Source organism: Sphingobium sp. BHU LFT2 (assembly GCF_018604485.1).
GTDB lineage: Bacteria > Pseudomonadota > Alphaproteobacteria > Sphingomonadales > Sphingomonadaceae > Sphingobium > Sphingobium yanoikuyae_A.
In genome coordinates this window covers 50,183-75,997 of sequence record NZ_JAFCGW010000001.1, presented here as the reverse complement: position 1 = coordinate 75,997, position 25,815 = coordinate 50,183, and the positions used below count along the sequence as shown (strand labels likewise).

The following is a 25,815-nucleotide window of genomic DNA, read 5'->3' as shown; positions in this document are numbered from 1 at the left end:
GCCGCGCTGGCCTGTCGCCGCATCCCTCCTACGGAAAGGTCTTGCCATGACCGCCACTGACGACGTCGCCGCCCTCGAAGCGGAACTGCCCCTCGAAGCCCTGCCGCTGGACGCCTGGCACCGTGCCAAGGGCGCGCGCATGGTCGGCTTCGCCGGCTATCATATGCCGATCCAGTATGAAGGCATCATGGCCGAGCATAGCTGGACCCGCGAACATGCCGGGCTGTTCGACGTCAGCCATATGGGCCAGCTGACTTTTTCCGACGAGACCGGCGGCGCCAGCGTCGATGCCGCGCTCGAAACCCTGCTGCCCAGCGACATCAAGGGGCTGAAGCCCTTCCGTCAGCGCTATTCGATGCTGCTGGACGCGGAAGGCGGCATCCTCGACGACCTGATGGTCTCGCGTCCCGGCGACGGTGCATTCGAAGGCGCGGCGATCTACATGGTCGTCAATGGCGCGACCAAATATGACGATATCGGCTGGATGATCGAGCATCTGCCCGATGACGTCACCATGAACCATATGGCCGATCAGGCGCTGCTGGCGCTGCAGGGCCCCGAAGCGGGCGAGGCTATGGCCGCGCTCATCCCCGAAACCGCCGACCTCATCTTCATGCAGTCCGGCCCCTTCACCTGGCGCGGCGTGCCGCTGTGGATCAGCCGTTCGGGCTATACCGGCGAGGATGGCTTTGAAATCAGCGTGCCGGGCGATTCCGTCGCGCTGCTGGCCGATGCCCTGTGCGACCTGCCGCAGGTCAAGCCGATCGGCCTTGGCGCGCGTGACTCGCTGCGCCTGGAAGCCGGCCTGCCGCTCTATGGCCATGACCTGTCGCCCGCCGTCAGCACGATCGGTGCGGACCTGGGCTTTGCCATCCAGAAGCGCCGCCGCGAGGAAGGTGGCTTCATCGGCCATGCCCGCGTGATGAAGGAACTGGCCGATGGCCCCGGTTCCAAGCGCGTTGGCCTGAAGATCGAAGGCCGCCTGCCGGCCCGCGAAGGCGCGCAAATCTATGCCGGCGACGTGCTGGTGGGCGAAGTCACCTCGGGCGGCTTCGCGCCGAGCGTGGGCGCGCCGATCGCCATGGGCTGGGTCAGCCTGCCTTATTCCGCGCTCGACACCGCGCTGGAGATCGAGGTGCGCGGCAAGCGGATTGCAGCGGCGGTTGCGCCGATGCCGTTCGTTCCGCATCGTTATCGCCGCAAGGCCTGAATTACCGCTTTTCGAGGAGAGCAAGCATGAGCCGCTATTTCACCGACGAACATGAATGGATCGACGTTGCAGGCGACATCGCCACCGTCGGCATCACCGATTATGCGCAGGAGCAGCTGGGCGACATCGTGTTCGTAGAACTGCCCGCCGAAGGCACGACCTTCGAAAAGGGCGATGACGCCGCCGTCGTGGAATCGGTCAAGGCCGCGTCCGACGTCTATGCCCCGATCTCGGGCGAAGTCGTCGAAGCCAATGGCGCGCTGGAAGACGAGCCGGCGCTGGTCAACAGCGATGCCGAGGAAGATGGCTGGTTCTTCAAGCTGCGCATTGCTGATGCGAGCGAGCTGGAAGGCCTGATGAACGAAGCCGCCTACAAGAAGTTCGTGGCCTCGCTTTAATCTAGGAGTTCCCCTCCCGCATGCGGGAGGGGTTAGGGGAGGGCGTGTAGCGCCATCTCCTTCACAGACCCTCCCCCGGCCCCTCCCGCATGCGGGAGGGGAGGCTCGTGGGAGAGGGGGGAGAAAACCGAATGCGCTACCTACCCCTTACCGACACCGACCGGCAGGAAATGCTGTCCGTCATCGGCGCCGAGACGATCGACGACCTGTTCATCGACGTCCCCGCCGAAGCCCGCCTGAGCGGCACCATCGCCGGCCTGCCCGATCATGCCAGCGAACTGGCGGTCGAGCGCCACATGGGCGCACTCGCTCGCAAGAATCTGTCGGCAGGGGAAGCGCCCTTCTTCCTGGGCGCCGGCGCCTACAAGCATCATGTCCCCGCCAGCGTCGATCATCTGATCCAGCGCGGCGAGTTCCTGACCGCCTACACGCCCTATCAGCCGGAAATCGCGCAGGGCACGCTGCAGGTGCTGTTCGAGTTCCAGACCCAGGTCGCCCGCCTGCTGGGCGTCGATGTAGCCAACGCCTCCATGTATGACGGCTCGACCGCCTGCTGGGAAGCGATCGGCATGGCCCGCCGCATCACCAAGCGCGGCAAGGCTTTGCTGTCGTCCGGCCTGCACCCCCATTATGTCTCGGTCGCCAACACCATGGCGAAATTCACCGGCGACGCGCTGGTGCATCAGGCGCCGACGCTGGACGCCGCGACCGATATCGACGCGCTGATCGCATCGATCGACAAGGACACGTCCTGCGTCGTCGTGCAATATCCCGACATTCTCGGCCGCATCGCCGACCTGACCCCGCTGGCCGATGCCGCGCACGCAGCCGGCGCGCTGCTGGTCGCGGTCGTCACCGAGCCGGTCGCGCTGGGCGCGATCAAGGCGCCCGGCCATATGGGCGCGGACATCGTCGTGGGCGAAGGCCAGTCGATCGGCGTCGGCCTGCAATTTGGCGGTCCCTATCTGGGCCTGTTCGGCTGCAAGCAGAAATATGTCCGCCAGATGCCGGGCCGCCTGTGCGGCGAGACGGTCGATGCGGCCGGCAAGCGCGGCTTCGTGCTGACGCTTTCGACCCGCGAGCAGCATATCCGCCGCGAAAAGGCGACGTCGAACATCTGCACCAACTCGGGCCTGTGCGCGCTGGCGTTCAGCATCCACATGACCCTGCTGGGCGAGAAGGGCCTGCGCGAGCTGGCGACCCTGAACCACGGCCTGGCCGTGCAGGCTGCCGATCGCCTCGCCAAGGTGCCGGGCGTGACTCTGCTCAACGACGGCTTCTTCAACGAATTCACGCTGGTCCTGACCAAGGATGCGCGCGACGTCGTCCGCAACCTCGCCGACAAGGGCGTGCTGGCGGGCGTTTCGCTTGGCCGCCTGTTCCCGGACGCGCCGGAGATCGGCAACGGCCTGGTCGTCGCCGTGACGGAAACCGTCACGCCGGAGGATATCGAAACCCTTGCCGCAGCGCTTGAGGAGGAACTGGCATGACCATGTTGAAGGAAGGTCGCCCGACCACCCCGCAGGCCGTCGCGCAGGAGCATATGGCCCCGGAAACCGCCACCGGCAACCGCGCGCTGATGCTGGAAGAAAAGCTGATCTTCGAGATCGGCTCGACCGACACCACCGGCGTCGATTTCGCGCCGGCGCCCAAGGTGGCCAGCCGCCTCGGTTCGCTCGCCCGCACCGACAGCATCGGCCTACCCGGCCTGTCGGAACAGGAAACGGTGCGCCATTACACCCGCCTGTCGCGCCAGAACTACGCCATCGATCTTGGCCTGTTCCCGCTCGGCAGCTGCACCATGAAGCACAACCCGCGCCTCAACGAAAAGGTCGCGCGGATGCCTGGTTTCGCCGACATCCATCCGCTGCAGCCGCAGTCGACGGTGCAGGGCGCGCTGGCCGTCATCCATGAGCTGGCCGCCTGGCTGGTGACGCTGACCGGCATGCACTCGGTCGCCATGTCGCCCAAGGCGGGCGCCCATGGCGAACTGTGCGGCCTGCTGGCGATCCGCGCCGCGCTCGAAGCCCGTGGCGACGCCCGCAGCGTCATCCTGGTGCCCGAAAGCGCCCATGGCACCAATCCGGCCACCGCCGCCTTCTGCGGCTACAAGGTCGAGGATATTCCCGCGACCCCGGATGGCCGCGTCGATCTGGAAGCCTTGAAGGCCCGTCTGGGACCGGACGTTGCGGCGGTGATGATCACCAACCCCAACACCTGCGGCCTGTTCGAGCGCGACATGAAGACCATCTCTGACGCGGTCCATGCCGCCGGGGCTTTCGTCTATTGCGACGGCGCGAACTTCAACGCCATCGTCGGCCGGGTCCGCCCCGGCGACCTGGGCGTCGACGCGATGCACATCAACCTGCACAAGACCTTCTCCACCCCCCATGGCGGCGGTGGTCCCGGTTCCGGCCCGGTGGTGCTGTCGGAAGCGCTCACGCCCTTCGCGCCGCTCCCCTTCGTGGAAAAGCAGGGCGACAAGTTCGTGCTGGTCGAAGAGGAAACGGCGGAGGATCACCACGCCCAGACCTTTGGCCGCATGGTCGCCTTCCATGGCCAGATGGGCATGTTCACCCGCGCGCTGACCTATATCCTCAGCCACGGCGCCGATGGCCTGCGCCAGGTCGCGAGCGATGCGGTGCTGAACGCCAACTACATCCTGCGCAGCCTGGATGATGTGCTCGACGCGCCCTTCGGCGGCGCTGGTCCGTGCATGCATGAGGCGCTGTTCAGCGACAAGGGGCTGGCCGAAGGCTTCACCACGCTCGACATCGCCAAGGGCCTGATCGACGAAGGCTTCCACCCGATGACCATGTATTTCCCGCTGGTCGTCCATGGCGCGATGCTGGTCGAACCGACCGAAACGGAAAGCAAGGCCGCGCTGGATCAGTTCATCATGGCCCTGCGGAGCCTGGCGGAACGGGCCAAGGCGGGTGACGAGGCGCTGAAGGGCGCGCCCTATCACGCCCCGCGCCGTCGCCTCGACGAGACGCTGGCCGCGCGCAAGCCGGTGCTGACCTGGTCCGAACCGGATCTGGCGGTCGCCGCCGAATAAGCCGAAAGCAAAGGGCGGTGGAGGATCTCCACCGCCCTTTTTGCATCGGCCGGCCACAGACAAGGATTTGTCCATGACACAGGACGCCCCCGCACCCTGGACGCCGCAGGGCGACGGCCCCGATCCGCGCCGCCATGCCCCCGCGACGCTGCGCAACCGCGATGCGATCGCGGCTGTCCTGCGGGACGAACTGCCCGATGCCGGGCTGGTGCTGGAAGTGGCGAGCGGCAGCGGCGAACATGTCGTCCACTTCGCTGTCACTTTCCCCGCGCTCGATTGGCAGCCCAGTGATCCCGATCCCGCCGCGCTGGCCTCGATCGCGGCGCTGCGCGGCGACGCCAATCTGCCCAATCTGCGCACGCCGCTGCTGATCGACGCGGCGGGCGCCGACTGGCCGATCGATACGGCCGACGCGCTCCTGTGCATCAACATGCAGTCTAACAGTTGTGGGGAAGAAAAATCAGTAGGTTATGTTGCCTGTTTATGTATCAACATGATCCATATAAGCGAATGGGCAGCAACAGTAGGACTATTCAGGGGATGCGAGAGGCTGCTGCCATCTGCGGCACCGCTGATCCTTTATGGCCCGTATCTGGAAGATGGTGTCGAAATTGCGCCGTCGAATTTGGCCTTTGATCGCTCATTGATGGAGCGTAACCCGAAGTGTGGCATTCGTAACGTGTCTGACATAGATAAGGTCGCTGTTGAGTTTGGATTCAAACGGGTCCGGCGGGTTGAAATGCCAGCTAACAATCTGATGCTGATCTACCATCACGACCAAGATATCTGAAAACCGACCATTTCTTGCCGTTTATACTGCTTGCAGCGCTCCCCAGAAGCAGACACATATGCCGTCGAGCGAAAGTATTGGCCATCCGATGAGCGAAGACCTGCGTAACTCTCTATTTTTGTGGTTCAACGGCTTGGCTTTTGCTGCCTTGCTTTGGGCGGGTCTCCATTTTAGCCCGTTGCAGGGGGTTAAGCGCGATTGGATGAATTTGGGCGGAGGGCTGCTCTGCTTGTTTAATTTAGGTTGGCTGTGCTGGGGGCTTTGGCGACGCCGGGCATCCCCCCCAATAGCCCAAGCCGCCCTTCGTAGATTTCTCTGTCAGGTATTGGCTTGAAACAGGGTGGAAGCCGCCGGTCCGCTTCTCACCCAAAAGTGCTGCTCCACTCAGAGTGACCGTGGCGTAGTGGTTAACCATGAACATGGTGCATATCAGCCCCTGGGGCGCTACGCTGGGGCTGCTGGCGCGTGGCGCGCAATTGCTGGCGCCGGGCGCGCCGCTGATCCTCTATGGCCCCTATGTCGAGGATGATGTGCCGACCGCCTCCTCCAATCTGGCGTTCGACCTGTCGCTGAAGGATCGCAACCCGCAATGGGGCCTGCGGACCTTGACCGATGTCGACCGTGCGGCGGCCGATGTCGGGTTGGAACGCACCCGGCGGGTGGCGATGCCGGCCAATAATCTGATGCTGGTCTATCGTCGGGGATAGGGCGCTGATGGTCGTGCGCGCATGATCCGCGCAAGATGCTTCCACCCGGCGGAATCAGGCTCTAAAGCGCTTGGCGATGACCAACAGCCTATTCTCGCTCGTGACCGCCGAACTCAGCGCGCCGGCCGATCCGCGCGCGGCCGCCATGGCCGGGGCGCTGGCGGCGAAATATCCCGGCGCGGCGCGGGCGGTGCTCTTCTACGGCTCCTGCCTGCGCGAGGCCAATCTCGACGGGCTGATGCTCGATTTCTACCTGATCGTCTCCGATTATGAGGCGGCCTATGGCAAGGGCTGGCTGGCGCGCGCCAACCGGGCGATCCCGCCCAATGTCTTTCCGTTCGAACATGGCGGCCTGATCGCCAAATATGCCGTGCTGTCGGAGGCGGACTTTGCCCGGCTGAACAGCATTAATGCGGACAATGTCTCGGTCTGGGCGCGCTTTGCCCAACCGTCCCGGCTGCTGTGGTCGGCGGATGATCTGGCGCGCCAGCGCGCGCTGGCGGCGGTGGCACAGGCCGCGCCGACCCTGTTGTCGCTCGCCCGGCCGATGGCGGATGGGCAGGGCGATGACCCGATCCTGCTGTGGAAGGCCGGCTTTACCCTCACCTATAACGCCGAATTGCGGGCGGAGAAGACGGGGCGCTCGCTCTCGATCGTCGATGCCGATCCCGATCGCTATCGCCGTTTCGGCGCGGCGGCGCTGGCCGAGGGGCTACCGCCGTCACCCGACCATGCGGACAAGGTCTGGCGCGGGCTGCAGCGGCGCGGCAAATATCTGTCGGTGGTGCGCCTCGCCAAGGCGAGCTTCACCTATGCCGGCGGGATCGATTATCTGGCGTGGAAGATCAACCGCCATGCCGGCACCGCAATCGAGATCAAGCCCTGGCAGCGGCGCTGGCCACTGCTGGGCGCGGTCACTCTGCTGCCGCGGCTGTTCCTGGGTGGTTCGATCCGCTGAGCGCGTTCGACAGTGCAAGGCCCAGGGCATTGAGCGTGTAGGGCTTGCGCAGCACTTCATGCCCCCGGAAATCGTCGCTGTCGGTCGCATCGCCGGTGAAGCCGGTGACGAACAGCACCGGCAGATGGCGCATATGGGCGGGCAGGGTGCGGATCATTTCCGGCCCGGTCATGTCGGGCATCAGCACGTCGCTCATGATGAGGCCAATATCGGCATTGTTGCTGAGCAGCTTGGCCGCCTTGCTGGGATGGTCGCAGGCGATCGGCAGGTGACCGAGTTCGGCCAGCGCCGCCATCGTCTGGTTCAGCACGCGCGGATCATCCTCCACCACCAGGATGCGGGTCGGGGGATGGAGCGTGTGTAACTGCTCGCTCGCCGGGGCCTCTGCGGCGGCCTCCTGCTCGGTCAGGATACGGCGCGGCAGGTAGATATGGACGCTGGTGCCGGTGCCCAGTTCGGATTCGATGCGGATTTCGCCCTGGCTCTGGCGCACGAAGCCGAAAATCTGGCTGAGGCCAAGGCCGGTGCCCTTGCCGACCGGCTTGGTGGTGAAGAAGGGCTCGAAAACGCGGGCGGCGACCTCGGCCGTCATGCCACAGCCATTGTCGGTGACGCTGACGGTGACATAGTCGCCGGCCGGGCATTCGCCGATCTGATTGGCGGCAAGCTGGGCCTGGCCGGTCGAGATGGTCAGCTTGCCCCGGCCCTCCATCGCGTCGCGGGCGTTGACGCACAGGTTGAGGAGGGCATTTTCCATCTGATGCTGGTCGACGAAGATGCGCCAGCCGCTCGCCTTGTGGGCGAAGCTGACGATGATCTGGTCGCCGATCGTGCGATCGACCAGATCGGCCATGCCGCGCAGCAGGCTGTCGGGATCGACCGCATTGGGCAGCAGCGGTTCGGACCGGGCAAAGGCGAGCAGGCGGCGGGTCAGCGCGGCGGCGCGATTGGCGCCCTCCATCGCATTGTCGAGATGATGGCCCGCCTCGGCCGGCTTCAGCCGCAGCTTGCGCTTGGCCAGTTCCAGCCCGCCAACGACGACCGCCAGCATATTGTTGAAGTCATGGGCGATGCCGCCGGTCAACTGGCCGACCGCGTCCATCTTCTGCATCTGGCGCAGATTATCCTCGGCGGCGGCGCGTTCGGCGGATTCGCGCTTCAACTGCTCATAGGCGTCCGACAATTCGCTGGTGCGGGCGGAAACGGCCTCTTCCAGCCGGTCGGCGCGTTCCGCCTCCATATCCGCCATGCGGCGCGCGTTGCGCCGTTCGGTATAGGCCGCATTGACCAGCCACAGCGCGAACAGCACGCAGACCAGCAGAGCGAGGCCGACCATGCGCGACGTCTTGCCGACCAGTTCGGTGCGGTCGCCCGCCAGGCTGACGGCCAGGCTGCGTTCGCGCAGCCGCGCATTTTCGGCCTGGATCACCAGATCGATCAGCGCCGTCAGCCGCTTGATATCCTGCGATCGCCCGGCCTGATGGAATTGCGCCAGCGCGCCCATCTTCTGGTCATAGGTGGTGCGCAGGCCGATTTCGCTCAGCGTCTTGCCGCGCTGTTCGAAGGCGGCCTGGAGCGCGCGGACATTGCCGCGCTGCCAGTCGGACTTGCGGGTGGCATAGGTCAGCGACTTGAGCTGGCTGGCGGCGGTGCGCCACTGGTCCTGGAACAGGCGGCCGGTGTCGGGGTCGAGGCTGATGACATAGCGGGCCAGCGTCACTTCGGCGCGGGCGGTCTTGGCCTCGAAGGCGCGGGCGAGCGCCATGATTTCCCAGCTGCGCTGCTGTTCGGCGAGGGCGCGCTGATGATCGCGCGAGGCGCTGCTGGCGCTGTAGAGCAGGGCGCCGAGCGATCCGATCAGCAATATGCCAAGGACCAGGGGCATGTAGCGCCGCGCCGCGGCGCGCCAGCCCCGGTCCTGTTCATCGATCACTTCGCGTTCCGCCATATACCGTTACACTAACCGAACTATGTTAACCGCGCGAATATGCAGGTTAGATGGTTCCGCTGCTGTAGCAGATTCTATCGCAGGAAATACCCGGTCGATCGTCGGAGTGTCGAAAAGCGCGATCAGTTGATCGCGCCGGTGGCCTTGCCGGCGGTTTCGAACATGGCGATGATCTGTTCGACCTGCTCGTCGCTATGTTCGGCGCAGAGCGAGCAGCGCAGCAGGAAGGTGCCGGCCGGGGTTGCCGGCGGGCGCGCCATGTTGACGTAGAGGCCCAGCTCCAGCAGCGTCTGCCACATCGCCACCGCCTGCATCTGGTCGGTCAGGATGACGGCGATGATCGCCGACTGCGGCGTGGCGCTGCCCAGCTTGAAGCCAAGGTCGGTCAGCCCCTTGTGCAGGCGCTGGCTGTTCTTCCACAGATGGGCGCGCTTCTCGCCGGCATGCATCAGCTTGCGGATGCTGGTCGCGGCGGTGGCGACGACGCTGGGCGGCAGCGATGCGGTGAAGACATAGGGACGGCAGACGAGGCGCAGGATTTCGAACTTGGGATGGTTCGAGACGCAGAAGCCACCGACGGTGCCGACCGACTTGGAGAAGGTGCCGACCACGAAGTCGATCTCGCCCTCGACGCCCTGTTCCTCATAGGCGCCACGGCCGTTGGGGCCGAAAAAGCCCATGCCATGGGCTTCGTCGCACAGGATCATGCAATTGGGATGCTTGCGGATGGCGGCGACCATTTCGGGCAGCGGGGCGACGTCGCCCAGCATCGAATAGACGCCTTCCAGCACGACCAGCTTCAGCGCATCGGCGGGCAGGCGGCCCAGGCGCTTGTCCAGATCCTCGACGCTGTTGTGGCGGAAACGGACGATCTCGGCATTGCCCATGGCGCAGCCGTCATAGATGGAGGCGTGGCTGTCGGCGTCGAGCACGACATAGTCGCCCTTGCCCGCGAGGGTGGAGATGATGCCCAGGTTCGCCTGATAGCCGGTCGAGAAGACCATGGCGCCCGACGTGCCGTAAAATTCCTTGAGCGCGTCCTCGACTTCCTTGTGGCCCTGATAGGTGCCGTTGAGGACGCGGCTGCCGGTGGTGCCGGCGCCGAACTCATCCAGCGCCTTCTTGCCGGCTTCGACCACATCGGGGTCGAAGGTCATGCCCATATAATTATAGGTGCCGAGCAGGATGGTTTCCTTGCCCTTGATGATCGCGCGGGTGGGCGAGAGCACCTGGTCCATGACGATCGCATAGGGATCGCGCACGCCCGTCGCCAGCAGCGCCTCGCGCTCGTTGATCAGCGGATCGAACTTGGAGAAGAGATCGCGGGTTTCGGTAGCGATGGCGGCGTCGGTCATAATATCAATGATCCCAAACCCGTTCGTCCTGAGCGAAGTCGAAGGACGCTGCTGAGCGAAGGCGAAGCATGGAGCCTCGGCTCCGCTCGGCAATGGGCTTCGACTTCGCTCAGCCCGAACGGTAGTTAAAGTGTCAGGCGGCCTTGAGCTTGGCGACCGCGTCGACCAGCTGGCCCACGGTCTCGATCTCGGCCTGCATGTTCATGGTGATGATGATGTCGAACTCGTCCTCGATGGCAGCGACGAAATCCATCACGGTCAGGCTGTCCCATTCCAGGTCGCCGGCAAAGGTGGTGGCTTCGGTCAGTTCGACGCCCTTCTTGTTGAAGGGGGCGATCTGCGCTGCGACGCTGTCGAAAATCTCGCTGCGATCGGTCATTATCTCTTCAATCTTTCCATGAAAGCACGGCTTTTGCCGCCTTGGCTTGCTCTTTGGCAAGCGAATAAGGCGTCAATCGGGCAGCATCTGGGGCAAAATGCCTTGTTCGCGGCGCGCCGTGTCGCGCCGCGCTCTGCTATTCCAGCCCCGAAGGGGCGGGAGGATCAGCGGAAATTGTCGGCGTAGGCCTGAATTTTCAGCGTCTTGGGCGGGGTCGCGATGACAGTGTAGGCGATCTTCTCGCGCTCGGCATAGGCGACGGCGGCGTCCTGCGAGGAGAAGCTGAGCTTCAGCTGCTGCTTGGTGTCGCCCGAGCCGGCCCAGCCGGTCAGCGGATCGGCCTTCTTCGCTTCGGCGGGCGCATATTCCAGCACCCACTTGTGAGTCAGCGCCTTGCCGGACTGGAGGGCGTTCTTCTGGATCTGGTAAATGCGCGCGGTCATCGCGATGAAACTCCGTAAAATCGTCATTGTGCGTTGCACCAGCGGTCGCCGTGAAGTCAAGAGTTGCGGCGCGCATCCGCATTTTTGGTGCGCAATGTGGCATTGGCGCTCGCCGGATCGTCGGGCCAGGGGTGGCGGGGATAGCGACCACGCATTTCCTTCGCCACGTCGCGCCAGTTGCCGGCCCAGAAGCCGGGCAGATCGCGCGTCGTCTGGATCGGCCGGCCGGCGGGCGAGGTGAGCGAAAGGACCAGCGGGATGCGCTGGTTGCCGACGGTCGGATGCTGCGACAGGCCGAACAGCGCCTGCACCCGCAATTCCACGCGCGGGCCACCCTCGGCCGCATAGTCGATCGCATGGGTGGAGCCAGCGGGCGATCGGAAATCGGGCGGGGCGAGCCGGTCGAGTTGCTGCTTGCCGTCCCAGCCGATCAGCGTTTCGAGTATGCCCGACAGTTGCGAGCGGTCGATGTCGGACAGGCGGCGTTTGCCCGCCAGCAGCGGCGGCAGCCACTCGTCCAGCGTGTCGATCAGCGCCGCGTCGGACAGTGCCTCGATCCCGGCAAAGTCCGCGCGCATCCGCAGCGATTGCGCCGCTTCCGACCAAGGGAGGAGGGCAAGGCCGCCCTGCCGCACGCCATCGACCAGCGCGGCGACCACGGCGTCGGGGGCGGGGCGGTCGTCGGAGCCGGAGGACAGGCGCACCGCGCCCAGCCGCCGCTCCCGCAGCGCCTCGATCCCGCCATTGGCGGGGCGGAACTTCACCGTGCGATGCTCGGCGATGCGCTCGCCGAACAGAGCGATCACCTCCGCCTCGCCGATGGGAGCAGCCGACAATATGCGCGCGCCGGCGGCGCTGCCCTGCACTTCGCCCACCGCCAGCCAGGTTTCGCTGGCCAGCGGCGAGAGCGGATCGAGGCGGAAGCCGCGCCCGCCCACGCTGGCCCAGTCGGCGCCATCGGCGGAGCGGCGCTTGGCGACGCGATCGGGAAAGGCGAGGGCAAGGCAGAGGCCGACATCGTGCAGTCCACCCTCTGCGGGCGGGCGGGCATCGACCAGCCTGGCCCAGCGTTTCGCCAATCCCCTTCCGGCCTCGGCCCGCTTGCCGCCTTCGCGACGCCAGCGCTGGAGCCGCAGGGTGAGGTCGGTATCCTGCCCGCCCAGGCCGCGTTCGCCGAGCAGGACCGCGATCTCGGCGGCGGTGCGGGCAAGGCCGCGCTCACCGGCGCGCACCAGCATATGGGCGATGCGCGGCGCCAGCGGCAGGGTGGCGAGCGCCTTGCCATGGGCCGTGATGCGGCCGTCGGCGTCGAGCGCCTCCAGGGCGGTCAGTCGCTTGGCGGCCTCGGCCATAGCGGCGGCTGGCGGCGCGTCGAGCCAGCGCAGGCTGGCCGGATCGCTGACGCCCCACAGCGCGCAGTCGAGTAGCAGGCTGGACAGGTCGCTTTCCAATATTTCGGGCGGATCGAAGGGCGGCATGCCCGCGGTCGCCGCCGCTTCCCACAGGCGATAGGCGACGCCGGGCCGCTGGCGCGCGGCGCGGCCGGCACGCTGGGTCGCCGATGCCTGGCTGGCGCGCTCTGTGACGAGGCGGGTGACGCCGGCGGCGCGGTCGTAACGCGGGCGGCGGGCAAGGCCGCTGTCGACGACGATGCGGACGCCGTCGATGGTCAGGCTGGTTTCGGCGATCGAGGTGGCGAGGATCACCTTGCGCCGCCCTTCGCGCGAGGGGCGGATGGCCGCGCGCTGAGCCGCCGGATCGAGCGAGCCGTGCAACATGTGGACCTCGAACGCGCCACCCTCGATCCGTTCGGCGGTGCGCTCGATTTCCCGGACGCCGGGCAGGAAGGCGAGCAGGTCGCCCTCAGCCTCCTCCTCCAGCGCGCGGCGGATGGCGGCGGCCATCTCATCCTCGATCCGCTTTTCGGCATGGCGGCCGATATGGCGCAGCTCCAGCGGCTGGATCTTGCCCTCGCTCTCGATCACCGGTGCGCCATCGAGCAATGTGGAGAAGCGCGCCCCGTCGAGCGTGGCCGACATTGGCAGGATGCGCAGGTCCGGGCGCAGCGCCGCCTGCGCATCGAGCGCGAGCGCCAGGCCGAAATCGCTGTCCAGGCTGCGCTCATGCACTTCGTCGAACAGCACGGCGGACACGCCGGCCAGTTCGGGATCATCCTGGATGCGGCGGACGAAGATGCCCTCGGTCAGCACCAGCAGCCGCGTCTTCGCGCTGACCTTGCTGTCCATCCGCGTCGCATAGCCGACCGTGCCGCCGGGCTGTTCGCCCAGCATTTCGGCAATCCGCTCGGCCGCGGCGCGGGCGGCGAGACGGCGGGGGGAGAGTAGCAGCACCTGCCCCTCGCACCAGGGCTGGTCGAGTAGGGCGGGGGCCACCGCCGTCGTCTTGCCCGCGCCCGGCGGCGCCACCAGCACGGCATTGCTGCCGGCGCGCAGCGCAGCGAGCAGGTCGGGCAGGACGGCATGGATCGGCAGGGCGGGGGCGGTCATGATCCGCCCCCTCTCGCGCCAATCCAGGCAGAGCGCAAGGCGCGCCGGGCAGAAACGGCAATGCCCGAAGCCGTGCGGCTCCGGGCATCGCGTCTATTCCGGCGCTGGCGCGCGAGGGTCAGTCATGGCCCTTGCTCATGAACTGTTCGACGACGTTGGACATGTCGAAGCTCTTGCCGCCCTGGACCGGCGGATATTGGGCGAGCGTCGTCAGATGTTCCTTCATCAATTCGCCCAGCGGCCCGTTTTGCCACGCCACCTTCTGGATCAGATGGCCGTAGGAGTCACTGTTGTCATAGCTTTCGAACGGATCCATGCGGATGTTGAAGACCATCGGCTTGGAGCGGCCGACCATAGTGCCGTAATAATCCTCGTTGGTCGAGAAATGCCATTTCCACGGCCCCATGCGCAACGCTGTGAGCTTCGATTCATTATAGTGGAACACATGGTTCCGCGCCGAATCCTCGGCCTTGCCGGTCCAATAGTCGAGGTTGTTGACGCCATCGATATATTGGCTCTTCTCCTTGAGAACCTGCTCGTTCACGTCCGTCACGCCGGCGGCGACGGCCAGGGTGGTGAACATGTCCTGATGGCACTGGATGCCGTTCTTGAGCTGCATCGGTTCGATCACGCCGGGCCATTTCAGCATCGAGATGACACGGACGCCGCCTTCATAGGTGGTCATCTTCTCGCCGCGCCAGGGCGTGGTCGCGCCATGCGGCCAGGAGGAATGTTCCGGGCCATTATCGGTCGAATACCAGACGATGGTATCCTCCTCCAGGCCGCTTTCCTTCAGCCAGTCGAGCACGATGCCGATATCATGGTCATGCTGCAGCATGCCCGAGCCGTGCAGGTCCGCATCCGACGTGTATTTCTCCGCCGCATAGCGCCATTTGTCGTTGAGCCGGGTGTAGAGGTGCATGCGGCTGGTGTTGAGCCAGACGAAGAAGGGTTCGTCGGCATCCTTGGCCTTCTGCATGAACTCCAGCGCGGGCGGGATGAATTCCTTTTCGTCCACCTCGTGCATCCGTTCCTGGTGCAGCGGGCCGGTGTCGACGATCTTCTGCTTGCCGACCTTGCCGTAGCGCGGATCCTCGGTCGGGTCGTCGACATCGGTGGCCCAGCTGTGGATCACGCCGCGCGGCCCGAATTTCTTCATATAGGCTTCGACACTGCCCGAATGGGCCTTGGCGAAATTCTGGTAATCGCGCTGCTCTTCCTCTTCCGACACGTTGAGATGGTAGAGATTGCCGAAAAACTCGTCGAAACCATGGTTGGTCGGCAGATGCTCGTTGCGATCGCCCAAATGGCTCTTGCCGAAATGGCCGGTGCGATAACCCGCGCCTTTCATGACTTCGGCGAGGCAGGGAGAGGCCGGCTGGAGCCCGAGCAGATCGCCCGGCTGCCCCACCGTCACCATGCCCGAGCGGATCGGATATTGGCCGGTGATGAAGGCGGCGCGGCCGGCGGTGCAGGACTGCTGCGCATAATGATCGGTAAAGCGGATGCCGCCATAGCCGATGCTGTCGATATTGGGCGTGGTATAGCCCATCGTGCCCAGGCCATAGGCACTGACATTCTGCCAGCCGATATCGTCACCCCAGATGACCAGGATATTGGGTTTCTTCTTTGCCATGCCGAGTCTCCGACCATGATGGATCGGCGGAAGGCTAATGGTGGGCGGGCCGCGACGCTGCATGGGGATAATCCCGAGAAGCGGCGGGGACATCCCCGATGCCCGGAGAAGGGGGGGGGGCGCCTAGCCGAACAGATAGACGTGGATCGGGTTCTTCGGATCGAGCAGCATCTTGGTCGTCAGTGCCAGCGACATGATGATGAGCAATGGCTTGATCAGCTTCGAGCCGAACCGCATGGCGAGGTGCGATCCGATCTGGCCGCCGGTGATCGATCCGACCGCCATGGCGAGGCCCGCGATCCAGATGACATGGCCGCCCGCGACCATCGTCAGCAGCCCCGCGACGTTGGAGGCGAAATTGGCGGCCTTGGTCTGGGCGGTGGCGCGCAGCAGCGACAGGCCGCCCAGCGCGATGAAGATGGTGGTGTAGAAGGCGCCGGCACCCGGCCCGAAAAAGCCGTCATAGAAGCCGACCACACCGATCATGCTGGACAGGCCCCACATGCCGACGCGGGCATGGCGATCGGCATCGCTGAGCTTGGGCGAGAAGGTGAAATAGGCCGCCATCGCGATCAGCAGCGCGGGCATCAGCCCGGCCAGGATCGATGGATCGACCCGTTGCAGCAGCCAGGCGCCACCGATCGACCCGATGAAGGCGGCGATCACCGGCCCCTTGTAGGTTTTGAGGTCCATATGGCCGCGCCGGGCATAGGCGACGCACGCGCCGAAGGTGCCAAGGCAGCTTTGCAGCTTGTTGGTCGCGACCGCCGGCACTGGCGGCACGCCGGCGGCGAGCAATGCGGGCAGGGCGATGAGGCCGCCGCCGCCGGCCATCGCGTCGATGCAGCCGGCCATGAAGGCGGCGGCCATGAGGAAGGCGATGGTTTCGGGGGACAGGATCATGATATTTACCCCGTTCGGGCTGAGCGAAGTCGAAGCCCGCACCAGAGCGAAGCGAAGGAACTTCGCCTGCGGCTCAGTTTTGCCCTTCGACTTCGCTCAGGGCGAACGGATATTGGAAGGGGAAACGAGCAGAAGTGCCCGTCTCCTCAACTTATGGTTTGCCGCATTTTTCCGAGTCAGCGGACGTGCCGTCCGCTTCGAAAATGCTTCAATATGCCCGTGCTATCGCGAATTCGACCGCTTCGGTAAGGGCCGCTTTCGCCTTGCCGGCATCGAACATGCCCAGCGCGTCGATCGCGCGCTGCCCATAATGGCGGGCGCGGGCCAGCGTGTCGGCGATGGCGCCGGTCTGGCGCAGCAGCTGCGTGGCGTGGGCCAGATCCTCGTCGCTGATGCGATGGCCCGAGATCGCGGCCTTCCAGAAGGCCTTGTCCTCTTCCGAGCCGCGCGCATAGGCCAGGATCACCGGCAGGGTGACCTTACCATCGCGGAAATCGTCGCCGGCATCCTTGCCCATGGTGGCGCCGTCCGATTCATAGTCGATCGCGTCGTCGATCAGCTGGAAGGCGATGCCAAGGTTGCGGCCATAGACGTCGAGCGCATGTTCCTCCGCCTCGCTGCGGTCGGCGACCACGGCGGAAATGCGGCAGGCGGCGGCGAACAGGGCGGCGGTCTTGGCGCCGATGATGTCGAGATATTGTTCTTCGCTGGTGTCGATCTTGCGCTGGGCGGTCAGCTGGTTGACCTCGCCCTCGGCGATGATCGCCGATGCGCCCGACAGGATCTTCAGCACCTTGAGCGACTCGGCCTCGACCATCAGCTCGAACGAGCGGGAGAAGAGGAAGTCGCCGACCAGCACCGAGGCGCTGTTGCCCCAGATGATGTTGGCGGTCTTGCGGCCGCGGCGCAGGCCCGATCCGTCGACGACATCGTCATGCAGCAGCGTGGCAGTGTGGATGAATTCGACCGATGCGGCCAGCTTGTAATGGCGCGATCCGGCATAGCCGACCAGGTCGGCGCAGGCGAGCGTCAGCATCGGCCGCAGTCGCTTGCCGCCGCCGGCGATCAGATGGCCGGCCAGTTCCGGGATCAGCGGGATGCGCGACTGCATCCGGTCCAGGATCACGCTGTTCACCTGGTTCATGCCATCGGCGACGAGCGCCATGATGGGAGCGAGCGAAGGGGCGCTGGTGCGGCCGATCGGGTGGACGTTGCCGGGGGAGGATGCAGTCATGACAAGCGTCCTCTGGCGGGGCAAAAAGCAGATGGCAAGCGGGAATAGCTTGCCTGCGCGGCGCAATGGCGCAAAAAGCGCGCCGGACGATTGATTGACGCATCGCAGTAACGGAAAAGCCACGCCTTTTCCCGCCGCGATGCCGCTGTGGAGAATGCCAGGTGGACGAGACTTTGAAGCGCTATCGCGAGAGCATCGACAATATCGACGCGGCGCTCGTCTTCATGCTGGCGGAGCGGTTCAAGGTCACCCAGGCGGTCGGCGAATATAAGGCGACCCACGACCTGCCGCCGGCCGATCCGGGCCGGGAGGAACGCCAGATTTCGCGCCTGCGCCAGCTCGCGCTCGACGCCAATCTCGATCCCGACTTCACCGAGAAATTCCTGCGCTTCATCATCGATGAGGTGATCCGCCATCATGAGCGGCTGCGGGAGGGATAAGGGGCTCACCCGGCGGGATAATTTTCATGGCCTGCATTGGGCCAGTGGAAATGCGTGTAGGTCAGCATGGTCGAGAAGCTCTCCGACCGGACCTGATGCCACCAGCCGATCGGGATGAAGAGCAGGTCACCCGGCGTCAGCCGCACTTCGTAGCGCAGAACGTCGCGGGCGCGCGGGTATTGATCCAGCCGCGCCGGATCGGTCAGGTCGCCGACATCGCTGAAGACATGGCGGTTATGCGCCAGCCGATGGGTCTGCGACGGCGGCACCAGCATGACATGCTTGGTGCCCGTCACCTGCGCCAGCAGATTGTTGGTGAGGTCGAAATGCAGTGGGGTGAAGGCGCCCGCGCCGCCGATCCAGAGCATGCCGGGCGTCGGCGCCAGATAGGTGTCGGGATGGCCAAGGTCGGCCTGCAGCGGCGCGAGGGCCGGGCCGTTCGCTGCGCTGTTATAGGCGGTCAGATAGGCATCATTGCCGCCGTCGCGCACCAGGTCGATGAACTGGCGAAAGGGCGCGCGGCGCTTGTGCCGGTCCTTGGCCAGTTCATAGTCGGCGGCCTGTGCGCGGCCGCCCTGATATTCGATTTCCGCCGCGCCAATGGCATCGGCCAGATAGTCCGGCGTCCATTTCGCGCGGGCGGGCCAGCCCTCCATCGCCCCCTTGATCAGGACCGGGCGGCCGGGCGCATAGAAATTGTGCAGGAAGTCCTCGCCCGACAGCGCGTCGGCGGTCAGCAGGCCGGAGGCATAGGGGGACAGGGCGCGCTGCTGTTCCATGACGTTCAACAACCAGTCGCGCCGCTTGAGCGCGAGCGCGCTGTCGTCGCGCGGCGCTGGCGCAGGCTTGGGCGGCATATGGGGCACGGCATTGGCGGACGGCGCGCCAAAGCCGACCTGGCGCAGGGTCATCTGCATCTGCATGTCCGCCGCCTGCGACAGGATCGAGGGAAGCGGCGGGGTGCGGCCGGATTTGCTCATGACCCGCCCTAGCGCGCGATCATGACCGCCATGTTGCAGGATGTGACGAACCTGTGACGGCGCGGTGGCGGTTCAGGCCGGCTCCACCACCTCGGTCCGTTTCGGCTGCGACCGGCCCAGCAGCACGCCGCCCAGCGCCAGCGCGAAGCCGGCGATCTGCACCGGGCCGAGCTTCTCGCCGAACAGCAGCCAGGCCTCGACTGCGGCCAGTGGCGGCACCAGCAGCAGCAGCATCGACATGCGCGTCGGTCCCTGGGTCCGCACCAGCCACACCAGCAGCGACAGGCCGGCCGCCGACAGGCCCAGCACCGACCAGCTGAGGCCGATCCACAGCATCGGGCTATTGTCCCAGCGCCATTCGCCCACGATCAGGGTGGCGGCGATCGCCACCAGTGCGCCGCCGGCATTCTGCACCGCGCCCGACACCCAGATCGGATCGCCGCCGATCGTGCCGCGCTGGATCAGCGTGCCGCCGGTCATCGCCAGCACCGCGACAATGCCGGCAACGGCGGGGATCAGGGTGATCGCGCCCGCGCCCGACTTGGCGATCGCCGGCATCAGCACGCAGCCGACGCCCAGGATGGCGATGGCAAGGCCGGTCCAGGCGCGCGCGGGCAAGCGCTCGCCCAGGATCGCGACGCTGGCGACCGCGACCATCAGCGGCTGGGTCGCGCCCAGCAGCGACATGATGCCGGCCGGCATGCCATGGCTGACCGCCCACCAGCTGAGCGTGAGGTAAAGGCCATGCAGCATCGCGCCTGCCGCCAGATGCAGCCCCAATCGCCGGCCGCGCGGCCAGGGCTGGCGCCCATGCAGTGCCAGCGCGCCCAGCAGCAATGCGGTCAGGCACAGGCGCGCTGCCAGGATCAGTTCGGGCGCGCCATGGGGCACCATCGCGCGGGCGACGATGAAGCCGGTGGACCAGATCAGGACGAACAATAGGGATGCGATAATGCCGAACATGGCGCAGCCCATGGCCGATGCGCGCGCGCCTGTCGACCCGGCCAACGGGCGAAGGGGTCAGAAGCTGCCGATCATCGATCCGATCAGGATGACGGCGACCAGTGCCGCAAGCGAGCTGACGATGCCGGCCATGGCGATATCCAGATAGGATTCGCGGTGGGTGACGCCGCTCAGCGCCAGCAGGGTGACGATCGCGCCATTATGCGGCAATATGTCCAGCGTGCCCGACCCGATCACGGCCACACGGTGCATGATGGCGGGGTCGGTGCCGGTTCGCACGGCGATGTCCATATAGGTCGGCCCCAGCGCCTCCAGCGCGATGGTGAGCCCGCCCGATGCCGATCCGGTGAGCGCGGCGAGCAGGTTGGTCGCCACCGCCAGCGACACCAGTGGCCCGCCGCCCATGCCCAGCACCCAGTCGCGGATCATGTGGAAGGCGGGCAGCGCGGCGATCACCGCGCCGAAGCCGACCAGGCTCGCCACGCTGATGATTGGCAGCACGGCGGCGTTGGCGCCCGAATCGATGCTGTCACGCAGGCTGACGAGGCGGCCCCGGTTGCACAGGATGATGGCGAGCGTCGCGATCATCAGCGCGGCCGTCACCGACCATATGCCCGCGACCGCGCCCAGGCTGGTGCTGCCCCATAACGGCTCCGCCAGGAAGGGCGCGTCCCAGGTCGGGAACAGCCAGAGCGAGAGGATGAGGTTGCAGCCGATCATCACGCCGATCGGCAGGAAGGCGATGCCGAGCGAGGGGCGGTCGTCGGTGGGTGCCCCTTTGTCCATCTCTGCGGGGTCGAAGGTGGAGGCCGTCGTCGTATGCTCGCGCATCCGCGCGCTGTCGACCGGCGCGGCGGGGGAGAGGCTCGGGGCATAGCCTTCCTGCCGGGCGGCGGCGGCTGCCTGCGCCCGCAGCAGCCAGCCCAGCCCCACCGCCAGCATGATGACCGCGGCGATCAGGCCCAGGCCTGGCGCCGCATAGATGGAGGTGCCGAAGAAGGGCATGGGAATGACATTCTGGATCGCTGGCGTGCCGGGCAGGGCGGTCATGGTGAAGGTCGATGTGCCCAGGATGATGGTCGCGGGCACCAGCCGCCGGGGGATGTCGCCGGCGCGGAACAGCGCCTGCGCCATCGGCACCAGCACGAAGAAGGCGACGAACAGGCTGACCCCGCCATAGGTCAGGATCGCGCCGGCCAGCACCACCGCCATGATCGCGCGGCCGGACCCGAGCCAGCCGATCATGGCATCGGCAATGGTGCGCACCGATCCGCTGTCGTTCATCAGCTTGGCGAAGATCGCGCCGAGCAGGAAGAGCGGGAAAAATTGGGCGAGGAAGCCGGCGGCGGCGACCATGAAGATCTGGGTCCAGCTCGCCAGCATCGGATAGCCCGAAAAGCTGGCGGCGATCATCGCCAGCGCCGGGGCGAGGAACAGCACGCTCCAGCCGCGATAGGCCATGGCGATCAGCGCGCCGAGCGCGACCAGTATGCCAAGGAAGCTGAGCGCCTCAGACATGGGCGAGCAGCGCGTCGATATCGAGCGTCGATTCCCGGCCGATCGCCTGGCCATGATCCTTCAGGAAATCGTCCGCCGCCTTGCGCCCGATCTTCTTGAGCTTCCACAGGAAAGCCCATTCGGCGTTCAGCTTGGACGAATGGCCGAATTGCAGCATGTCGGCGCTGGCGATGCGGTGGATACGCATCTTCGCCCATTTCTCGCCCTCGCCATGGCCGGGATCGGCGACCTGGCGCAGCAGCGCCATCATCCGGATTTCCTGCAACAGCACCGCGTTGAAGGAAATCTCGTTCAATCGGCTGGCAATGTCGCGTGCGGCGTAGAGGTCGGTGGCGCGCTCGACCGGGTTTACCTGGATCAGGATGGTGTCGTCCGAATCGCAGTCGCGCACCAGCGGCGTCAGCGTCGGATTGCCCGAATAGCCGCCATCCCAATAGGCCTCGCCATCGATCTCGACCGCGTGGAACATGGTCGGCAGGCAGGCGGAGGCGAGCAGCACGTCGGGCGTGATCTCCGCATTGCGGAACACGCGGGCCTGGCCGGTGCGCACGCTGGTCGCGGTGATGAACAGGCGGATCGGGCTGGCGGCGAGATGATCGAAATCGACGCATTCGTTGAGGATGTCGGTCAGCGGATTGAAGCCGCCCGGATTGAGATCATAGGGCGAGCAGAGCCGCGCCATCAGGTCCATGCCGACATAGAGCGGCGAATAATCGAGCGTCCAGCGGCCGAGCGCTATGTCGAGCGGGCTGCGGCGGAACGGGCTGAACATTGCCCCGTCCGATACCTTGCTCCAGAAGCGGGTGAGGGCGCGGCGGGCACCCGGCGCGCCGCCATGGGCATAGCCGCTGGCCAGCACGGCCGCGTTCATCGCCCCGGCCGACGTGCCGGATATGCCGTCGATCCGCAGCCAGGGTTCCTCCAGCAGGCGGTCGAGTACGCCCCAGGTGAAGGCGCCATGGGCGCCGCCGCCCTGCAGGGCCAGGTCGATCAGGCGGCTTTGCGGCTCGGCAGTCGGATCGGGCATCGGGCACCTCACGCTTGGCGGGCATGCCCCGCTATCGGAGTTTGTTGCGATGCAGCATGGGACCATTGCGGCCCGCCAATGTCAACGCCTTGCGCGTTGCACAAACCTCATTCCCGGCCCGCGCGGATCGCCGCGCCGCCCGCGATCGGCGTGATCGCGACCAGCAACAGCGATGCGGCGCCCAGGAATTTGAACGCGGCGCCGCTGCCGTCGCCCAGCGTGCCCGCGCCAAAGATCAGCAGCGGCACCGCCAGCGGCAGGGCGAGCAGGCCCGCAAGCGCGCCCGACGAGCGCAGCCCGGCGGTCAGGGTCGCCACCAGCAGGCCAAGCGCGGCGAGCGCGGGGGTGCCGATCAGCAGCCCGGCCTCCAGCGTCAGGATCGTGGCGCCATCCAGCTTCAGCAGCGCGGCGGCGGGCAGGGCGGCGATCATCAGCGGCGGGCCGAAACCCAGCCAATGGGCGATCAGCCGGGCGATCACCACCATCTCCTCGCTGATGCCGCGCAGCGCGATCTGGTCCAGGATGCCGGCATCGCGATCGGGCGCGACCAGCCGGTCGACCGGCAGCAGGCTGGCAAGCAGCGCCGCGATCCACAGCATGCCGCCGCCGGTGCGGGCGAGCAGGGCGGCGTCGGGTCCGACCGCAAAGGGGTAGAGGCTGGCGACCAGCAACAGGAAGGCGACCGGCAGCCACAGCCCGGCCGAGCGCCAGGCCTGGCCCAGGTCGCGGGCGACGAGCAGGGCGATCAGTCGCATGACGCCTCCTGCGCCGGGTCCGGCACATGGGCGGCCATCTCGATCCGCACCGGATCGGTCAGCGGCAATGGCTGGTGCGAGGCGGCGACGACGATGCCGCCGGCCGCCACATGGTCCGCCACCGCCGCGCCGAGCAGCGCGACCGACGCATCGTCCAGGCCATTGGCCGGTTCGTCGAGCAGCCAGATATCCGCGCCGCTGGCAATCACGCGGGCGAGCATGGCGCGCTTGCGCTGGCCGGTGGAAAGCATGCGGACGGGCACGTCGCGCAACGGGGCGAGCGCCATGGCGTGGAGCGCGCGGTCGAGCGCGGCCGCATCCACCCGGTCGAGCCGTGCCCAGAAGCCGAGTGCGCAGTGGAGCGGCAATTCCATGTCGAGCGCCAGTCGCTCGTCGGCCAGCGCGACGCTGCCCTGGCGGTCGATGGTTCCGGCGTAGGCGGGCAGCAATCCGGCGCACTGGCGCAGCAGGCTCGACTTGCCGATGCCGTTGGCGCCGTGCAGCAAGGCGCTGCCGCCAGCCGCCAGCACCAGGTCGATGCCGGCAAAGAGCAGGCGTCCGCCGCGCAGACAGGCCAGGCCCGACAGGCGCAGCGCCGCGCCGCTCATGGGGCGACCATATCCTCCAGCACATGCATGTCGATGTCCGACAGGCCGAAATGATGGCCGATCTCATGCACCACGACATGGGTGATGAGCGCTTCGAGCGGCACGCCGGTTTCGACCCATTCGTCGAGCAGCGGGCGGCGGAAAAGATGCACGGTCGGCGGCAGGTCGCCGGTCTGCGCCTCCTGCCCGAAGGGACGGCCGCTATAGAGGCCGGTCAGGCCGAACGGATCGTCAATCTCCATCTCCTTCAGGATATCGGCGTCGGCGAAATCCTCCACCAGCATCACGACATTGGAGAGATAGGAACGGAAGGGCTCGGGCAGGCGGCTCAGGGCCTCCAGCGCGAGTGTCTCGATTTCCTGTGGGGTAGGGGCGAAGCGGAACGATTGACCAGTGTCAGGCATGGCTGTCACATAGGCGAAAGAAATAACGCAGGATAGAGAAATGCTTGCCAGACTGAACGAAACGGAACGGGCGATCGCGCTGGCGGATTTGCCCGAATGGACGGCGGTCGCCGAACCGGACGGGATTGCGCGCAGCTTCACCTTTCCCGATTTTGTCGCCGCCTTCGGCTTCATGACGCGCGTCGCGCTGCTGGCGGAAAAGGCGGACCATCATCCCGAATGGTCGAACGTCTATAATCGGGTCGAAATCACGCTCACCACCCATGATGCCGGCGGCCTGTCGCAGCGCGACATCGATCTGGCGAAGGGGATAGAGGCACTGCTGCGCTGACGCTTGACGCGGCATCGCCCGGCCGATAATCGCCCCGGCAACATCAAGAGTCGGGCCAACGTCCGACACCAACCTGCTCCCCGAGCAAGGTGGTGCCCCTCGCCAAGAGGGGGATGTGGCCGGACCGGCAATCCAACGGGACACGCAGCCACGACGACGTTGATCCGATGCTTGGTCACACACCAGCAGACGGAAGCATGACGTGCCCATTTCCACACAGCAATTTGCCAGCGACAATTATGCCGGGGCCTGCCCCGAGGCGCTCGACGCGATGCTTGCGGCGAACAGCGGGTCGGCGACGGCCTATGGCGAGGATGAATGGACCCAGCGCGCGGCGGACAATTTCCGCACCCTGTTCGGCGGCGATGCGGAGGTCTTCTTCGTCTTCAACGGCACCGCCGCCAATTCGCTGGCGCTCGCGGCACTGTGCCAGTCCTATCATAGCGTGATCTGTTCGGCCGCCGCCCATGTCGAGACCGACGAATGCGGTGCGCCCGAATTCTTCTCCAACGGGTCGAAGCTGCTGGCGGCACCATCCGTCGATGGCAAGCTGACGCCCGACGCGATCCGGCAGCTCGCGACCAGCCGGTCCGACATCCATTTCCCCAAGCCGCGCGTCGTCACCATCACCCAGCCGACCGAGACCGGCCTTGTCTACACGGTCGAGGAAGTGCGCGCGATTTCCGCCGTGTGCCGCGAACTGGGGCTGAAATTGCATATGGACGGCGCGCGCTTCGCCCATGCCTGCGCCAGCCTGGGCTGCGATCCGGCGGAGATCAGCTGGAAGGCGGGCGTCGACGTGCTCTGCTTTGGCGGCACCAAGAATGGCATGGCCGTGGGCGAGGCGGTGATCTTCTTCGATCGCGCGCTGGCGCAGGATTTCGACTATCGCTGCAAGCAGGCGGGACAACTGGCGTCGAAGATGCGTTTCCTGTCGGCGCCATGGATCGGCCTGCTGGAAAGCGGCGCCTGGCTGCGCAATGCCCGCCATGGCAATGATTGCGCGCGCCGGCTGGCGGCGGCGATCGCCGACCTGCCCGATGTCAGCCCGATCTTCCCGGTGGAGGCCAATGCGTTGTTCTTGTCGGCCCCCGCGCCGGTGCTGGACGCGCTGCGCGCGCGTGGCTGGCGTTTCTACACCTTCATCGGCGGCGGCGCGCGATTCATGTTCGCCTGGGATGCGCAGGTGGAGCGGGTCGACGAACTGGCCCGCGACATCAGGGAAGCCTGCCTGGCGGTCGCCGCCTGACCACAAGCTGATCC

The 25,815-nt window shown here is 66.2% G+C and carries 24 protein-coding genes, 1 pseudogene and 1 riboswitch; of the genes and pseudogenes, 10 read left to right on the top strand and 15 right to left on the bottom strand.

Annotation, left to right across the window (positions count from 1 at the left end; translation table 11 throughout):
* Nucleotides 1-46 precede the first annotated feature (46 nt).
* The 7 genes and pseudogenes from gcvT (at nt 47) to JQK15_RS00350 (ending at nt 7,121) form a co-directional block, all read left to right on the top strand.
* Nucleotides 47-1,210: a glycine cleavage system aminomethyltransferase GcvT gene (gcvT, locus tag JQK15_RS00380; protein WP_214862876.1), complete on the top strand. Its 1,164-nt coding sequence runs from the start codon at nt 47-49 to the stop codon at nt 1,208-1,210.
* 26 nt (nt 1,211-1,236) lie between these two features.
* Nucleotides 1,237-1,608 (top strand): glycine cleavage system protein GcvH, encoded by a 372-nt coding sequence (gene gcvH / locus JQK15_RS00375; protein WP_004207946.1) that lies wholly within the window; start codon nt 1,237-1,239, stop codon nt 1,606-1,608.
* 131 nt (nt 1,609-1,739) lie between these two features.
* Entirely contained in the window at nt 1,740-3,098 is a 1,359-nt protein-coding gene (gcvPA, locus tag JQK15_RS00370) for an aminomethyl-transferring glycine dehydrogenase subunit GcvPA (protein WP_069337091.1), read from the top strand.
* Nucleotides 3,095-4,666: an aminomethyl-transferring glycine dehydrogenase subunit GcvPB gene (gcvPB, locus tag JQK15_RS00365; protein WP_214862874.1), complete on the top strand. Its 1,572-nt coding sequence runs from the start codon at nt 3,095-3,097 to the stop codon at nt 4,664-4,666. Before gcvPA ends, gcvPB begins: the two co-directional genes overlap by 4 nt.
* Nucleotides 4,667-4,739: 73 nt before the next feature.
* Nucleotides 4,740-5,456, top strand: coding sequence for a DUF938 domain-containing protein (locus tag JQK15_RS00360; RefSeq protein ID WP_214862872.1), 717 nt, complete (start codon nt 4,740-4,742; stop codon nt 5,454-5,456).
* Nucleotides 5,457-5,863: 407 nt separating this feature from the next.
* Nucleotides 5,864-6,163 (top strand): annotated as a pseudogene (locus tag JQK15_RS00355) (DUF938 domain-containing protein); the annotation flags it as partial.
* Nucleotides 6,164-6,239: 76 nt separating this feature from the next.
* Complete coding sequence (locus JQK15_RS00350; protein WP_214862870.1) at nt 6,240-7,121, top strand: hypothetical protein; 882 nt, start codon at nt 6,240-6,242, stop codon at nt 7,119-7,121.
* On the opposite strand, the gene JQK15_RS00345 is transcribed toward JQK15_RS00350, so the two are convergent.
* The 8 genes from JQK15_RS00345 to JQK15_RS00310 all read right to left on the bottom strand — a co-directional run bounded on the left by JQK15_RS00345 (nt 7,078) and on the right by JQK15_RS00310 (nt 17,526).
* On the bottom strand, nt 7,078-9,069 hold the full coding sequence (locus JQK15_RS00345) for an ATP-binding protein (protein WP_004207939.1): 1,992 nt from the start codon (nt 9,067-9,069) through the stop codon (nt 7,078-7,080). The genes JQK15_RS00350 and JQK15_RS00345 overlap by 44 nt on opposite strands.
* A 122-nt stretch (nt 9,070-9,191) precedes the next feature.
* Nucleotides 9,192-10,424, bottom strand: coding sequence for a serine palmitoyltransferase (gene spt / locus JQK15_RS00340; protein ID WP_010336299.1), 1,233 nt, complete (start codon nt 10,422-10,424; stop codon nt 9,192-9,194).
* 133 nt (nt 10,425-10,557) lie between these two features.
* Nucleotides 10,558-10,803 (bottom strand): acyl carrier protein, encoded by a 246-nt coding sequence (locus JQK15_RS00335; protein WP_010336300.1) that lies wholly within the window; start codon nt 10,801-10,803, stop codon nt 10,558-10,560.
* 164 nt (nt 10,804-10,967) lie between these two features.
* The gene (locus JQK15_RS00330; protein WP_004207936.1) at nt 10,968-11,246 is read right to left on the bottom strand and encodes an ETC complex I subunit; all 279 of its coding nucleotides are present in this window, start codon (nt 11,244-11,246) and stop codon (nt 10,968-10,970) included.
* A 56-nt stretch (nt 11,247-11,302) separates the two neighbouring features.
* Nucleotides 11,303-13,753 carry an ATP-dependent helicase HrpB gene (hrpB, locus tag JQK15_RS00325; RefSeq protein ID WP_214862868.1) on the bottom strand — a complete coding sequence of 817 codons (2,451 nt, stop codon included), beginning with the start codon at nt 13,751-13,753 and terminating at the stop codon, nt 11,303-11,305.
* Between the two features lie 118 nt (nt 13,754-13,871).
* Nucleotides 13,872-15,389, bottom strand: a complete 1,518-nt coding sequence (locus JQK15_RS00320; RefSeq protein ID WP_214862866.1) for an arylsulfatase — start codon at nt 15,387-15,389, stop codon at nt 13,872-13,874.
* 123 nt (nt 15,390-15,512) lie between these two features.
* Nucleotides 15,513-16,292 carry a TSUP family transporter gene (locus tag JQK15_RS00315; protein WP_214862864.1) on the bottom strand — a complete coding sequence of 260 codons (780 nt, stop codon included), beginning with the start codon at nt 16,290-16,292 and terminating at the stop codon, nt 15,513-15,515.
* Between the two features lie 208 nt (nt 16,293-16,500).
* Nucleotides 16,501-17,526 carry a polyprenyl synthetase family protein gene (locus JQK15_RS00310; RefSeq protein ID WP_214862862.1) on the bottom strand — a complete coding sequence of 342 codons (1,026 nt, stop codon included), beginning with the start codon at nt 17,524-17,526 and terminating at the stop codon, nt 16,501-16,503.
* A 161-nt stretch (nt 17,527-17,687) separates the two neighbouring features.
* Here JQK15_RS00310 and JQK15_RS00305 point away from each other — a divergent pair, with 161 nt between their 5' ends.
* Nucleotides 17,688-17,966 (top strand): chorismate mutase, encoded by a 279-nt coding sequence (locus JQK15_RS00305; RefSeq protein ID WP_004207932.1) that lies wholly within the window; start codon nt 17,688-17,690, stop codon nt 17,964-17,966.
* Between the two features lie 5 nt (nt 17,967-17,971).
* Here the strand turns inward: JQK15_RS00305 and JQK15_RS00300 are convergent, their stop codons facing one another.
* From JQK15_RS00300 to JQK15_RS00270, 7 genes are all read right to left on the bottom strand, one after another.
* Nucleotides 17,972-18,946 (bottom strand): cupin-like domain-containing protein, encoded by a 975-nt coding sequence (locus tag JQK15_RS00300; protein WP_214862860.1) that lies wholly within the window; start codon nt 18,944-18,946, stop codon nt 17,972-17,974.
* Nucleotides 18,947-19,018: 72 nt separating this feature from the next.
* Complete coding sequence (locus JQK15_RS00295; RefSeq protein ID WP_214863895.1) at nt 19,019-19,921, bottom strand: DMT family transporter; 903 nt, start codon at nt 19,919-19,921, stop codon at nt 19,019-19,021.
* Nucleotides 19,922-19,966: 45 nt separating this feature from the next.
* Nucleotides 19,967-21,427, bottom strand: a complete 1,461-nt coding sequence (locus tag JQK15_RS00290) for a GntP family permease (RefSeq protein WP_214862858.1) — start codon at nt 21,425-21,427, stop codon at nt 19,967-19,969.
* Nucleotides 21,420-22,454 carry a patatin-like phospholipase family protein gene (locus tag JQK15_RS00285; RefSeq protein WP_037517156.1) on the bottom strand — a complete coding sequence of 345 codons (1,035 nt, stop codon included), beginning with the start codon at nt 22,452-22,454 and terminating at the stop codon, nt 21,420-21,422. The genes JQK15_RS00290 and JQK15_RS00285 overlap by 8 nt, the downstream gene beginning before the upstream one ends.
* Nucleotides 22,455-22,561: 107 nt before the next feature.
* Nucleotides 22,562-23,209, bottom strand: coding sequence for a heme exporter protein CcmB (locus JQK15_RS00280; protein ID WP_010336308.1), 648 nt, complete (start codon nt 23,207-23,209; stop codon nt 22,562-22,564).
* Nucleotides 23,200-23,817 carry a heme ABC exporter ATP-binding protein CcmA gene (gene ccmA, locus JQK15_RS00275; RefSeq protein WP_214862856.1) on the bottom strand — a complete coding sequence of 206 codons (618 nt, stop codon included), beginning with the start codon at nt 23,815-23,817 and terminating at the stop codon, nt 23,200-23,202. Before ccmA ends, JQK15_RS00280 begins: the two co-directional genes overlap by 10 nt.
* Nucleotides 23,814-24,221 carry a metallopeptidase family protein gene (locus JQK15_RS00270; protein WP_004207924.1) on the bottom strand — a complete coding sequence of 136 codons (408 nt, stop codon included), beginning with the start codon at nt 24,219-24,221 and terminating at the stop codon, nt 23,814-23,816. Before JQK15_RS00270 ends, ccmA begins: the two co-directional genes overlap by 4 nt.
* A gap of 40 nt (nt 24,222-24,261) precedes the next feature.
* Here JQK15_RS00270 and JQK15_RS00265 point away from each other — a divergent pair, with 40 nt between their 5' ends.
* Both JQK15_RS00265 and JQK15_RS00260 read left to right on the top strand, forming a co-directional pair.
* Nucleotides 24,262-24,552 (top strand): 4a-hydroxytetrahydrobiopterin dehydratase, encoded by a 291-nt coding sequence (locus JQK15_RS00265; RefSeq protein WP_004207923.1) that lies wholly within the window; start codon nt 24,262-24,264, stop codon nt 24,550-24,552.
* 35 nt (nt 24,553-24,587) lie between these two features.
* Nucleotides 24,588-24,697: riboswitch (SAM-I-IV-variant riboswitch) on the top strand.
* 57 nt (nt 24,698-24,754) lie between these two features.
* Nucleotides 24,755-25,801, top strand: a complete 1,047-nt coding sequence (locus tag JQK15_RS00260; protein WP_017501772.1) for a threonine aldolase family protein — start codon at nt 24,755-24,757, stop codon at nt 25,799-25,801.
* Nucleotides 25,802-25,815 lie beyond the last annotated feature (14 nt).